The 12,754-nt window shown below is 69.8% G+C and carries 11 protein-coding genes; 7 read left to right on the top strand and 4 right to left on the bottom strand.

Going from position 1 to position 12,754, the window contains the following annotated elements; translation table 11 throughout:
• The first annotated feature begins 4 nt into the window (after positions 1-4).
• The 5 genes from HCK04_RS22320 to HCK04_RS22300 are packed head-to-tail and all read left to right on the top strand — an operon-like array spanning position 5 to position 5,202.
• A complete protein-coding gene (locus HCK04_RS22320) occupies positions 5-505 on the top strand; it encodes a hypothetical protein (protein ID WP_142649315.1) in 501 nt (166 codons plus the stop codon).
• Positions 506-535: 30 nt separating this feature from the next.
• Positions 536-1,975, top strand: coding sequence for an NAD(P)/FAD-dependent oxidoreductase (locus tag HCK04_RS22315; protein ID WP_142649314.1), 1,440 nt, complete (start codon positions 536-538; stop codon positions 1,973-1,975).
• Between the two features lie 52 nt (positions 1,976-2,027).
• Entirely contained in the window at positions 2,028-3,344 is a 1,317-nt protein-coding gene (locus HCK04_RS22310; protein ID WP_142649313.1) for an LLM class flavin-dependent oxidoreductase, read from the top strand.
• 22 nt (positions 3,345-3,366) lie between these two features.
• Complete coding sequence (locus HCK04_RS22305) at positions 3,367-4,320, top strand: amidohydrolase family protein (protein WP_142649312.1); 954 nt, start codon at positions 3,367-3,369, stop codon at positions 4,318-4,320.
• Positions 4,321-4,365: 45 nt separating this feature from the next.
• Positions 4,366-5,202, top strand: a complete 837-nt coding sequence (locus tag HCK04_RS22300; protein WP_142649311.1) for a rhodanese-like domain-containing protein — start codon at positions 4,366-4,368, stop codon at positions 5,200-5,202.
• Positions 5,203-5,366: 164 nt separating this feature from the next.
• Here HCK04_RS22300 and HCK04_RS22295 read toward each other — a convergent pair whose 3' ends face one another.
• The 4 genes from HCK04_RS22295 to HCK04_RS22280 form a co-directional block, all read right to left on the bottom strand.
• A complete protein-coding gene (locus HCK04_RS22295) occupies positions 5,367-5,783 on the bottom strand; it encodes a hypothetical protein (protein ID WP_260617369.1) in 417 nt (138 codons plus the stop codon).
• A 153-nt stretch (positions 5,784-5,936) separates the two neighbouring features.
• Positions 5,937-6,677, bottom strand: coding sequence for a VOC family protein (locus HCK04_RS22290; RefSeq protein WP_142649309.1), 741 nt, complete (start codon positions 6,675-6,677; stop codon positions 5,937-5,939).
• Positions 6,678-6,693: 16 nt separating this feature from the next.
• Positions 6,694-8,283, bottom strand: coding sequence for a serine/threonine-protein kinase (locus HCK04_RS22285; protein WP_142649308.1), 1,590 nt, complete (start codon positions 8,281-8,283; stop codon positions 6,694-6,696).
• A gap of 89 nt (positions 8,284-8,372) precedes the next feature.
• Positions 8,373-8,870, bottom strand: coding sequence for an NUDIX hydrolase (locus tag HCK04_RS22280; protein WP_142649307.1), 498 nt, complete (start codon positions 8,868-8,870; stop codon positions 8,373-8,375).
• A 146-nt stretch (positions 8,871-9,016) separates the two neighbouring features.
• Between HCK04_RS22280 and HCK04_RS22275 the strand changes: the two genes are divergently transcribed.
• Together HCK04_RS22275 and HCK04_RS44295 are read left to right on the top strand one after the other, a co-directional pair.
• Entirely contained in the window at positions 9,017-9,430 is a 414-nt protein-coding gene (locus HCK04_RS22275; protein ID WP_142649306.1) for an RNA-binding S4 domain-containing protein, read from the top strand.
• A 549-nt stretch (positions 9,431-9,979) separates the two neighbouring features.
• Positions 9,980-12,676 (top strand): RICIN domain-containing protein, encoded by a 2,697-nt coding sequence (locus HCK04_RS44295; RefSeq protein ID WP_142649305.1) that lies wholly within the window; start codon positions 9,980-9,982, stop codon positions 12,674-12,676.
• The last annotated feature ends 78 nt before the right edge of the window (positions 12,677-12,754 follow it).

Raw genomic sequence — 12,754 nt, 5'->3', positions numbered from 1 at the left:
GGCCATGGAAATCGGGATCTTCAGCACCGGCAACCTCGCCGGCGACCCGTCCGTGGGCGCGACCGCCACCGAGCGTCTGCGGGGTCTGGTGAAGCTCGCGCAGCGCGCGGAGCAGGCGGCGCCGCACGTCCGGTACTTCCGCGAGCGCTACGCCGCCCACGGACACGGCACCGCGGAGTCCGCGCCGGTCGGATCGGGCGCGAAGGTGCACGTCGGTCTCCGCTCCCAGGACGCGCTGCGCGAGTTCGAGGCGCAGCGTCCCGACCTGTCCAAGTGGCCCTACGACACCCTTGAGGAGGCGATCCGGCATAGCGCGCTGACCGTGGGCAGCCCGGCCCAGGCCCTCGACAAGATCGCCCACTTCCAGGAGCAGTACGGCGGCTACCAGCGGCAGATGTTCTCCATCGACCAGCCCGGCGGCGCCTTCGACCAGATGCTCGAACAGATCGACCTTCTCAGGGAGCACATCCTCCCCGCGCTGCGTGCGGCCTACGCGCACGCTTGACCCCCACCCCCGTGTAGAAGGCAGGACACGATGAGCAAGCACCACGATGTCGACCGCGCGGCGCAGGAGTCGCTGCGGCTGCTCGGCGCCGACCCCGGCAACTGGGTCGCCCCGGTTCCCGGCGTGGACCACGACGTCGCGATCATCGGCGGAGGGCAGAGCGGCGTGACCATCGCGTACGCCCTGCGCCGCGCCGGCATCTCCAGAGTCACCGTCATAGAGGCGGCCGACCAGGCGAAAACCGGCGTGTGGCGGACCCGGGCGCGGATGAACACCCTGCGTACGCCGAAGACCCGTTCCGGCCCTGAGCTCGGCAACCCGGCGATCGGATTCCAGGCCTGGTACGAGGGACTGCACGGCGAGGAGGCGTTCCGGGCCATCGGACGTATCGCCCGCACCGACTGGGCCGACTACATCGAATGGTTCCAGCGGCAGGTCGGCGTGGAGGTCCGCTACCGGACCAGGGTCGCGGACATCGAGCCGGTCGACGGACTGCTGCGGCTGCACCTGGACGTCGACGGGCAGCGGCAGACCGAGGTGGTGCGCAAGATCGTCCTCGCGACAGGCGTCGAGGGGACCGGCGGCCCGTACATCCCCGCGATCTTCGAAGGGCTGCCGGAACATCTCCGCGCCCATACCGGCCACGAGATCGACTTCGCCGGGCTGGACGGCAAGGATGTCGGCATCCTCGGTGCCGCCACCTCCGCGCTCGACGCCGCCGCGGTCGCGCTGGAGTCCGGCGCCCGCGAGGTGCACATGTTCTCCTACCGCGCCGAACTGGTCATCCAGCCCACCGGAGGCAACGTGCCGAACCCCGGCGCGCAGGAGAACTTCCACCGGCTGCCCGACGCGGCGCGCTGGCAGAACCGGTGGAACCAGGCGAACAAGGGGTCGACCAGCCCGCTGGACACCGTGCTGCGCGCGGTCGCCTTCCCGAACCTGCGCCTGCACTTCAACGCGCCGTGGACGGCGCTGCGTGAAGAGGACGGCAGGGTCGTCGTCGAGGCGGCCGACGGCACACACGCCTACGACTTCGTCATCGCCGGGACCGGCTACCAGTACGACCCGCGCACCCGGCCGGAGCTGCGGCGTCTGGCCGAGGACATCGCACTGTGGCGGGACGTGTACGAGCCCCCGGCCGCACTCCGCTCCGAGAGCCTCGGCGCGTACCCCTATCTCGGTGACGGCTACGAGCTCACCGAACGCGTGCCCGGCTCGGCTCCGTGGCTGCGTGACGTCCACGTGTTCAACGTCGCCGCGGCGCAGAGCTTCGGCCGTCCCGTCGGCGACATCCCCAGCCTGCGCACCGGCGTGCCGCGCCTGGTCGAGGCGATCAGCCGCGACCTCTTCCTCGCCGACTGGCAGCGGCCGAAGCCGCCCGCCGCCGCAGCCCCGGAGGAGTCCTTCACCGCGCACTACGCCCACGCCGTCTGGCGTCCCGACGTCGACGCGAAGGCGGCGATCGGCTGAGCGGCCGGCCGGCGAACGGACAACGACCCATCGAGGAGACTGCGACACGATTATGACCGACCACACCCGCGAACTTCATCTGAACCTGTTCGGCAACTGGTACGGCAACCACCGGGCCGCATGGCGGCACCCCGGCGTCGACCCCCACCAGCTCTGGGACATCGACTTCAACATCCGTACGGCAAAGACCGCCGAGCGCGGCCTGTTCGACGCGGTGTTCTTCGCCGACGGACCGAACCTCGGCCCCGTGCAGCCGTCCGGGGGCCAGACGAAGCCCGAGCCGATAACGCTGCTGGGAGTGCTCGCCGCCGTCACCACCCACCTCGGGCTCGCCTCGACGGTCTCGACGACGTACTCCGAGCCGTACAACACGGCACGGCAGATCGCCTCGCTCGACCTGCTCACCCGTGGCCGCGCCGGATGGAACGCCGTGACCGGGTCCAACGCCGCGACCGCTGCCAACTTCGGCCCGTCCGCCCACCCCGAGCACGCCCTGCGCTACGAGCGGTCGGAGGAGTTCATCCAGATCGTCAAGGCGCTCTGGGAGAGCTGGGAGCCGGACGCGGTGATCGCCGATCAGGAGACCGGGGTGTTCCTGGACCCGGGCAAGGTCCACCGCGTGCCCTTCCAGGGCAAGCACTTCCAGATCGACGCGGTGTTCAACGTGCCCCGCTCACCGCAGGGGCGTCCGCTCATCTTCCACGCCGGCGACTCCGACTTCGGCCGCTCGCAGGGCGCCCGCCACGCGGACGCCATCTTCACCGCCCAGCCGACAATCGAGGCGGCACGCGAGTTCTACCGCGACTTCAAGCGCCGGGTCTCCGAAGCGGGACGCGACCCCGGGCACGCGCACGTCCTGCCCGGTTATCTCGCCGTGGTCGGCAGCACCGAGGCGGAGGCGCAGGCCACGTTCGACGAACTGAACCAGCTGATCGACATCGAGGGAGCGATCGAGGAGGTCGCGCGCGGCGACGGGCTGGACGTGTCGGGCGTCGATCTCGACAAGCCGATCCCGGACTCGTTGTGGGAGCACTCGATCGCGACCAGCACGTTCAGGAGCCGGGTCGAGGCACTGCGCACCAAGGCGGTCGAGGCGCGCCTCACCGCCAGGCAGGTGATCGAGTGGGACATCGCGGCGCACGGCCACTACGTGTTCGTCGGGACGCCGGAGCAGGTCGCCGACGACATCGAACTGTGGTTCACGACCGGCGCCGCCGACGGGTTCAACTACAAGGCGCCCACGTTCCCCGACGGCCTGGAGATCTTCGTCGACCACGTCGTCCCCCTGCTGCAGGCGAAGGGGATCTACCGCAAGGAATACACCGAGACGACTCTGCGCGGCCATTACGGTCTGCCCACGCCGCGCTGACCGGCGAGATCGGAGCGATGACATGACCACCCTTGCCGATGCCGGGCTCATCGACATTCACACCCACTACCGCCCGCCGGGCTGGCGGGTGCCCGGCGGCGAGCGTCCGCGCCCGGTCGCCGGGTTCCCCAAAAAGCTCCTGGAGGACCTCCCGGGGCTGGCCCTGGAGAGCATAGACGGCGGCGTCGACCTGCGCGCCCTCAGCGCACCCGTCGAGCAGCTGTTCGGCCTGAACGGCCCGGTCGAGACGGCCGCGGTCAACACGGTGAACGAGTACCTGGCCGAGGCCGTCCGGGAACGGCCCGACGTGTTCCTCGGTCTCGCCACGGTCGACGCGTTCTCCGGCGAGGCCGGGGCGGAACAGACCCGCTACGCGATCGAAGAGCTCGGCCTGCACGGCATCGTGCTCGACTCCTCACGCGACGACCGGTTCCTCAGCTCCTCCGAGGCGTTCCCAACCCTGGAGCTGGCCGCCGCTCTCGGCGTCCCGGTCTTCGTTCACCCTGTGGCCGCGCCGCAGGCGGAGGCACTGGTGAAGGCCGCCGGGCGCCCCGGCAACTCGATCGGGCGCGGACTGCAGAACGGCGCCAGTTTCCTGTCGGCGCTCCACGCCGACCTGCCGGCCCGGCTGCCAGACCTGCACCTGGTGTTCACCGCTCTCGGCAGCGGCGCGCTGTACTTCGCCACCGATGAGCTGGCGGCGTACCGGCGGAAGTCCGCGGACGGCGCCCCCGCGAACATCTATTTCGACACCACACGGTTGAACCCGTGGCTCATCCGCTACTACGCCGAAGTCATCGGCGTCGATCGGATCATCGTCGGCAGCGACTGGCCGGGCCGCCCGATCTCCGCCGAACTGGTCGGCGACGCCCTCGACGCCGCCGGACTCGACGCGGCCGCACAGGAGCGGATCCGGGCCGGCAATGCCCGCCGGCTCTTCGAACTGCGCGCTGCGAAGAGCGTCGCCGCCGTCTGAGCTCACCGTCCCCCACCTTTCCAGAGAAAGTACGAGGCACCCCGTATGACTGCGACACCCGTCGAGGTCAAGTCCCCGGTGATCTCCGCAGAAAAGCTGCGGCGCAAACTGGCCAAGGGCAGGGACGTCGTCCTGCTGGAGATCCGGCGCAAGCTGGACCCAGCGCAGGGCGAGCAGGGACGGCTGCCAGGCGCACACGTCGTCGAACTGATCTCACAGCTCGCGGGCCCGCGCCACCCTGGTTCCGGCAACAACCCGCTGCCGGGCGAGCGGCAGATCCAGGAGTCGGTACGCCGCTGGGGCGTCAACGAGAACTCGATCGTCGTCGTGTACACACGGGAGAACCCGGCCATCGCCGCACGCGCCTGGTGGACGCTGACGTGGGCCGGGGTCCCCGACGTGCGCTACCTGGACGGCGGCGTCGACGCGTGGCAGGCGGCGGGCGGCGAACTCGTCACACAAGCCCCTCCGGAACGCGAAGGCGACCTCACCGTCAAAACCGGCTCCCTGCCGACGCTCGACGCCGGCCAGGCCGCCGCACTCGCCCGCTCCGGCGTGCTTCTCGACGCACGTCCCGAGGCCGCCTACACCGGCCTGAACGGTGGCGGCCACATCCCCGGCGCGCTGAGCAGACCGAGCGCCGGCAACCTGGGCGCCGACGGCCTCCTGAAGAGCGACGAAGACCTACGCGCCGATTACGCCGCCCTCGGTGTGGGCGGCGAGGGCGCCGTCGGCGTCTACTGCGGCGGCGGCGTGGGCGCCACGCTCGACATCCTCGCCCTCGCCAAGCTCGGTGTCACCGCGGCGCTGTACCCCGGCTCTTGGTCGGCCTGGAGCTCCGACCCGGCCCGCCCCGTCGCCACGGGCGACCAACCGGGCTGACCCCCTCGGGACCCGGCCCGGCCGAGACGCTCGCCGGGCCGGGTTCGCCCGCCCGTCGCCGACGGATTCCGTCTCAGGCCCGCCGGCCGCGGCCGGCGATTCAGTGATCGTAGGGCGCTCGTCTCCCTGGACCTGAACTGAGCTGAACCGCGCGCGGCCGTGCGTCACCCGACGCGGGTGAAGTCCATCGTCCAGTTGGTCTCCCAGGTCTGGCCGCCGTCGTAGGAGAACGCCTGCTCCCAGCGGCACGAGCCGGGTGTGATCCCCGACCAGATGAACCGGATGCGGATCGGACGGCCGTCGTCGGTGTCGTCGGCGTAGAAGGTGCCGACTCCGTCGACGAAACGGCCCACGACCGGGACCGGATCCAGGCCGCGCCTGCTGTTGACCCAGTGGATGGACCACTCGTCCCGCTCGGCGTCGTACGTCCGGATCGTCGCGCCGTCGAAGTCCTTGGTGGGCAATATGAGCGTGTCGAAGCTGCCCGCGCCGCCGAAGAGGCCGTACGCGACGCAGTGGCCGGGGAACTCCTCCCACTCGTCGCTGCCGACACCTCGCTTCAGCAGCCTCCGATTGGTCACGTCCCACGTGCCTATGAAGAAATCGAAGTCGTACACAGTCCCGCCCTTTCGGCCAACTTACGAATGGCCTTCTCGCTGAACGCCATGCCGGGACCGTACGGCTCCTCCACTGACACCTACTGTCAGCGGAGTCATGAAGGCGCGGGATCCGCGTCAGGCCGGGGCGAGGACGCAGAACTCGTGGCCCTGCGGGTCGGCGAGGACGACCCAGGAGACATCGCCCTGCCCCACGTCGGCGGGAGTGGCGCCGAGGGTCTTCAGGCGGGCGACCTCCGCCGCCTGGTCGTCACCGGGGTAGGGCAGCAGGTCGAGGTGGACGCGGGTCCACACGGGCGCGGCATCGGGTGTGGTCCGGATGAACTCCAGGTAGGGCCCGACGCCGGTGGCCGAGCGCAGCCGCGCGTGGTCGTCGCTCACCTCGTGGAGGGTCCAGTCGACGGCCGCGTCCCAGAAGCGGGCCATGGCCCGAGGGTCATCGCAGTGGACCACCACCGCGGCGATCGGCCCGGTGTCCTGGTACATCTCCCGGGGCTCCAGCACGCAGAACACGTTGCCCTCGGGATCGGCCAGCACCGTCCACGGCACGTCGCCCTGCCCCACGTCGGCGGGCGTCGCCCCGAGATCCTGCAACCGCGCGACCAGCTCCGCCTGATGGGCCGCGGAGGTGGTGGCCAGATCCAGGTGCACGCGATATCTCACCGCCTCAGGGTCCGGCACGGCGACGACACAGACGCAGAAGCCCATGGGGTCCTGCCAGACGAAGCCCACGGGCCCGACGCCCGTCACAGCGGGTCCGTCACTGAAGACATCCCAGCCGAGCGCGTCCGCCCAGAACCGGCCGAGCGCCGAGTTGTCCCGAGCCTTGAAGTTCAGCAGGCCAAGTCGCAGCGGCATGCCGCCCACCCTACGGTCAGTCCTTGACCAGGAGGCCCTGATAGGTGACCTCGCCCTCGTCGCCGGCCCATCGGTAGGCGAGCCCTTCGCCGGTCCGGATCAGGGTGATCGTGCCCGGGGCGCACGTGTCCAGCCGGAAGACGAGCGCCGTGCTGGAGCTGCGCGTCAGCGTCAGGCTCCCCCGGCATGAACTGTTGGTGTCCTTCCAGCTTCCGGCGCGCCCGCCCTGCTCCAGCACGACCTGTACGTCGGTCTCGCTGGTGCCCACGAGCTGGTCGGGTTCGAGATGGCCGCCCCAGGTGCCGGCGAACGCGGCCGGAACCGTACCGCCCGGCGTGGTCGACGGCACGGCAGCCGCTGTCGGTGTCGGCCCGGCGTCCTCTGCGGTGTCGTCGGCAGCGTCCTCCACGGCCTCCTCCGTCGTCACGGTGTCGTCCTGCTCCGTGCCGTAGGCCGTGGCGTCCTCCCCAGGTGTGGGTGGCGCCGACGAGCCGGCCGCGCGCGAGACGGTCGTCGTGGCGGCGGGCGTCGTGGCGGCGGGCGTCGTGGCGGCGGGCGTCGAGGTGCCTGCCCCGGACAGCAGGCGCGGCGCCAGCAGAGCGGCGGTGACCGACACCGCGGCCACGACGGCCACCACCCCGGCGACGATCCCCGCACGGGACGCCCGCCGGTGGCCGCCCGCCCCGGTGGTCTCGTCGCCGGACGGGAACGTCCCGCCCGGACCGGGCACCGGGAGGATCGCGGTCGTCCCGCCTCGCCGTACGCCTTCCGGCCTGGTGGTGGCCGCCGCCGCGCCCGCCTGGAGCGGGTCGGCGGCGGACCCGACGAGTTCCAGCAGCAGGTCGCGGGAGGACGGCCGGCGCGCGGGATCCTTCGCCAGGCAGCGCTCGACCACCGAGCGCAGTGGCGGGAGCAGAGCCGAGGCGTCGGGCTCGGCGGTCAGGATCCGGTGCATGACGGCGGGGACGCTGTCGGCTCCGAAGGCCTCACGGCCCGTGGCGGCGAAGACGATCGTGGCACCCCAGGCGAACACGTCGGAGGCGGGCGTCGCCGGGGCTCCGGCGATCTGCTCGGGAGCCAGGTAGGCCGGGGTGCCGACCGGGCCCGCCGTGATCGTGTCACTCGCGCCGTGCCTGGCGATGCCGAAGTCCACCACCCGGGGGCCGTCCGGCCCCAGCAGCACGTTGGCCGGTTTGAAGTCCCGGTGCACGATCCCGGCGCCGTGAATGGCCGTCAGCGCCGTGGCCGTACCGACCGCGAGGCGTTCCAGCTCACCGCCCCGCAGCGGACCACCGGAATCGACCCGCTGCTGCAGAGAGGGCCCGTCGATGAACTCGCTCACGACGTACGGCATCCGGCCGTCGACCACCACGGTCAGCACCCGCGCGGTGCAGAAGGGCGCGACCCCGCGCATCGCGTCGAGCTCGCGGACCAGCCGTTCCTGCACCGACGCGTCGAGGCCCGACTTGAGCACTTTCACCGCGACCGGTTCCCCGCGCGGCGACCGGCCGAGGAACACCACCCCCTGCCCGCCCTCGCCGAGCCGCCCGCTCAGCGTGAACTCACCCAGCGCGCGCGGGTCGTCGGGCTCCAGGGGGGTGACCATGCACCGAACCCTAACGGCGGGGGGCGCGGCGCGGTACGCCCAGCAGCGGCCGACCGGCGGTCACCGAGGCGAGCCCGCGCCGCCCCAGGTCAAGCACCACTCGGCCGGTGGCGGCCGTCCTCCAGATAAGCGGCCTGGCCGGTGTCGGCCGCCGAGATCGCCGCGTTCATCCTCCGCGCCTGGCCTGGCGGCAGGAGCGAGTCCAGGTCCGCGGGAGCGGCGAACACGTATTCGTCGAGTTCCTGGGGCTGCAGGCGGATCGCCGCGATCTGGGACTCGGTGAGCACCCCTGAGTCGAAGACGAACATCAGCCCGGCGTCCCAGGGCGGTGCGGGTGGCACCCAGTCGACACAGGCGAGCCGGCCCACCGGCGGTGCGATGCCCAGCTCCTCCTGCAGTTCACGGAGCAGAGCGTCGGTGGTGGACTCCCCCGCCTCGATCATTCCGCCGGGGATGTCCCATTCGTCCTTATAGACCGGGTGCACGACGAGCACCCGCCCCTCGCGGTCTCGGAGCAGTGCGCCCGCCGCGGCACGAAGGCGCGGTACGGAGGCGACGAAGGCCAGGTATGACGCGGAGTCGCTCATGACGACTCCGACACTACGAGCCGCGCATGGCCGGGCGCCGGTGTATCTCCGAACCTGCTCGCGGCAGGCTCGCCGGTCGCCCTTGGCCGTTCACAGCCGGACGGGCCGACCTGCCGGCAGGACGCCGCTCTCAGTAAAGTGGCGGAGTGTCGGGTGAGCAGGCGAGCACGCGCGTGGACATCTGGATCTGGTCGGTCCGGCTGACCAGAACTCGTTCGATCGCGTCCGACGCGTGCCGGGGCGGCCACGTCCGGGTCAACGGGGTGCGGGTCAAGCCCGCGCACGTCGTGCGGGTCGGAGACGAGATCCGGCTGCGGCACGAGGGACGCGAACGCATCGTGGTCGTCTCCCGCATCATCACCAAGCGCGTCGGCGCCCCCGTGGCCGCCGAATGCTACGTCGACAAGAGCCCGCCGCCTCCTCCGCGTGAGGAGGCCGTGATGGTGGCCGTACGGGCTCGTGGCGCGGGACGCCCCACCAAACGCGAGCGCCGCAGCATCGACAGACTGCTCGGACGTCCCCTGGCGGAGGGACGCGACCGCCGCCCCCGCCCTGAGTGAACGGGCAATACCCCCTCCACATCGATTAAAGATGGGATGGATCCCTGCAGGCCACGTCGCGTCCAAGGAGCACGAGGACACCCTGCCTCGCCCTTCCTGCCGGTGAAAGTTTCAGGCAGAACTCGCTCGTGTCGTCGGCCGTCCCCTGCCGACCGGCCACACGCCACCCCACGCTGAAGATTGTTTCTTGACCGTAGACATCACACGTCATACGTTTTACGAAACCGAGCCTATTCATGGGATGACCCTCGGACAGCCCAACTGAGCTCTTGCGTTCGGAGGCACCCCTTTGACCGCATGTCCCGCATCCGGGTGTCCCGTCGGACGGCGACCGCACCGGCCGCACGGGCCGCATCTTGGCCGCGGACCGGCCGCGGCGGCGCCGACCCGCCCCTCGGCCCGTACAGCCGCACGGCCCTCCGATCGACACCCGCACCCGCATGACGAAGACGCCCGCCCGCGCAACGGCACACCCCCCACGAGTCCCGCCACGGCGGGGTGATTTCGCGGCGGCGGAAATCCGCTCGGAACCAGCGAAAGGAACAGAGCGTGAAGTCAGCCCTGTCCACCACTGAGAGGGCGTTGGCAGCGCTCGCGGTGTTCGTCGCCGCGGTGCTGCTGCCGACCTTCGCAGGGAGCACCCCGGCCTCGGCCGCGACCCAGGCGACCTACTACGTCGCCCCTGACGGCAATGACGCCAACCCCGGAACGATCACGTCACCGTTCAGAACCCTGCAGCGCGCGAGGGACGTCGTCCGCACGGTGAACGCCAACATGACAGGCGACATCTACGTGTACCTCCGCGGAGGCGACTACCCGGTCAGCAGCACGATCGACTTCACACCGGCCGACTCCGGCACGAACGGTCACCGGGTCATCTACACCGCCTACCAGAACGAGACGCCGATCCTCAACGGAGGCGTCCAGGTGACCGGATGGACGCAGCACAGCGGCAACATCTGGAAAGCCCCGCTGAACCGCAGCAACAAGCTCCGTGCGCTCTACGTCAACGACAAGCGGGCGTACATGGCTTCCAAGACCATAAGCTCACAGGGGTGCTACGGCACCTACACCATCACGGCGGGGCAGGCGCCGTGGGCGTGGGAATCCGGTTCGCAGTGCGCGGGGGCGAAATACAGCCTCAATGATTTCCCCGCTGTCGCCGCCAACCAGGACGACATCGAAATAGAGACGGCGACGACCTGGACCACGGCCATCGTGGGAGTCCGGCAGGTCACCACTGACGGCTCCAGCCGCGTCGCCCTGTTCCAGCAGCCAGGAGCGGCCATCGCCCAGGGTGCCTTCAACGGAAACGCCCAGGTCGGCGGCACCCACAAGGTCATGAACGCCTACGAGTTCCTCGACTCCCCGGGCGAGTTCTACTTCGACAAGTCGAGCAAGACCTTGTACTACTACAAGGCCGCTTCGGAAAACGTGTCGACCGCGACGGTCTTCGCGCCGAACAACGTGTCCACCCTCATCAAGGTCGCCGGAACCTCCACGAGCAACCGCGTCCGGAACATCACCTTCTCCGGTCTCACGGTCGAGCATTCCGACTGGAACCTCTTCAACGTGGCCGGCTCGGTGTTCAAGCAGGCCCAGCAGGGCAACCTCGGCGCACTCGTCTACGCCAAGAAGAACTTCCACGACTACTACTACCGCAACGTCGACGTGGCGCCGGGCGCCATTCAGATCGACAACGCCGACGGGCTCGTCCTGCAGAACAACCGGATCCAGCACACCGGCGTCGACGGAATCAGCATGGTCAACGACGTGGTGAACACCCAGTTGATCGGGAACTACACGAACGACATCGCCGGCTCCGCCGTCGTCGTGGGCCATCCCCAGCATGTCTACATCGGGGACTACACCTCCACGAACCACGAGAAGTATCCCGTGGGGGTGGAGGGAGCGCCCAAGAACATCGATATCAAGAACAACTACATCTACGACAGCGCCGTGTTGTTCAACGGGCACAGCCCCATCTCGGCGTACTTCGCCGACACCCTGACCATCCAGCACAACCGCATCGAGAAAGCCCCGTGGTCCGGCATCACGCTCGGCTGGGGCTGGTGGAACTTCGACGGATCGTCAGGCTCGATCGCGCCGAACCGGCCGACCACCACGGCGAAGAACAACACCATCAGCTACAACCACATCATCGACACGGTGCAGCGGCTCGGCGACACGGCTCCCATCTACACGCTGGGCAGCCAGCCGGGAACCACGATCACCAACAACTATCTGGAGGGCGTCCCGGCCGGTCACAAGTACGGGCTCCACCCGGACGAGGGCTCGGCGTACATGACCTTCCGCGACAACGTCCTGAGCGTGGACAAGAACGTCACGTGGCTCATCAACTCCGACGACTGGGGGCGTAAGCACGATCTGAGCATCACGCAGACATACGGCCCCATCAACAAGGTCTCCAACAAGAACCTGCCGAACAGCACGGTCCAGGACATCCTCGTGTCCTCCGACTACGTCTGGCCGTCGCAGGCCTACGGCATCGCCGTGAACTCCGGGCTCGAGGACGCGTACCGGAACATCATCCCGCAGAGCAATCTCTCCCTGCCGGACTACGTCCTGCCCGCCAGCACGTTCGTCGGCGCCGGTGTGACGTCGATTCCCATCCGGAGCGCGGGCGACGCGAGCAAGACGGTCTGGCTGGCCCCCTCGGGCACGACCTCCTTCACCGAGGGCAGCACCATGACCAGGGCGAGCGGAACCGCCACCTCCATCGCCGTTCCGTCGTCGAACGGTGAGTATCGGCTCTTCGTCGTGGACGCCCAGGGCAACCGATCGGCCGAGTCGAAGTCGCTCGTCAGGCAGGGCAACGGCGGCGGGACCGGCCAGCAGAGCGGCTCGCTCGTCGGCGGCCAGTCCGGCCGCTGCGTCGACGTGCCGAACGCCGGCACCACCAACGGCACCCAGGTCCAGCTGTGGGACTGCAACGGACAGACCAACCAGCGGTGGACGTACACCTCCGGCAAGCAGCTGCAGGTGTACGGCAACAAGTGCCTGGACGCGTACAACCAGGGCACCACGAACGGCACCCAGGTGATCATCTGGGACTGCAACGGCCAGACCAACCAGCAGTGGAACCTCAACTCGAACGGCACCATCACCGGTGTGCAGTCCGGGTTGTGCCTGGATGCCAACGGCGCCGCCACCGCCAACGGCACAAAGATCATTCTGTGGTCGTGCAACGGCGGCACGAACCAGCAGTGGAGCCTGCACAGCTGATGTGAGGTTCCCACCGGGCCGCGGGCGGTCGTACACGCACCGCCCGCGGCCCACCCCGCCGACGCCCGCGATTCCCTC

The sequence above is a fragment of the Microbispora sp. CL1-1 genome (assembly GCF_012034195.1).
Taxonomy (GTDB): domain Bacteria; phylum Actinomycetota; class Actinomycetes; order Streptosporangiales; family Streptosporangiaceae; genus Microbispora.
The sequence above is the reverse complement of the archived record's forward strand: the minus strand, read 5'-3'. Positions and strand labels throughout refer to the sequence as shown.

Bases quoted from the DNA above. Each gene is read 5' to 3' on its own strand.
- HCK04_RS22320 (WP_142649315.1), top strand. From the start codon at position 5: ATGGAAATCGGGATCTTCAGCACCGGCAACCTCGCCGGCGACCCGTCC.
- HCK04_RS22315 (WP_142649314.1), top strand. From the start codon at position 536: ATGAGCAAGCACCACGATGTCGACCGCGCGGCGCAGGAGTCGCTGCGG.
- HCK04_RS22310 (WP_142649313.1), top strand. From the start codon at position 2,028: ATGACCGACCACACCCGCGAACTTCATCTGAACCTGTTCGGCAACTGG.
- HCK04_RS22305 (WP_142649312.1), top strand. From the start codon at position 3,367: ATGACCACCCTTGCCGATGCCGGGCTCATCGACATTCACACCCACTAC.
- HCK04_RS22300 (WP_142649311.1), top strand. From the start codon at position 4,366: ATGACTGCGACACCCGTCGAGGTCAAGTCCCCGGTGATCTCCGCAGAA.
- HCK04_RS22290 (WP_142649309.1), bottom strand. From the start codon at position 6,677: ATGCCGCTGCGACTTGGCCTGCTGAACTTCAAGGCTCGGGACAACTCG.
- HCK04_RS22285 (WP_142649308.1), bottom strand. From the start codon at position 8,283: ATGGTCACCCCCCTGGAGCCCGACGACCCGCGCGCGCTGGGTGAGTTC.
- HCK04_RS22280 (WP_142649307.1), bottom strand. From the start codon at position 8,870: ATGAGCGACTCCGCGTCATACCTGGCCTTCGTCGCCTCCGTACCGCGC.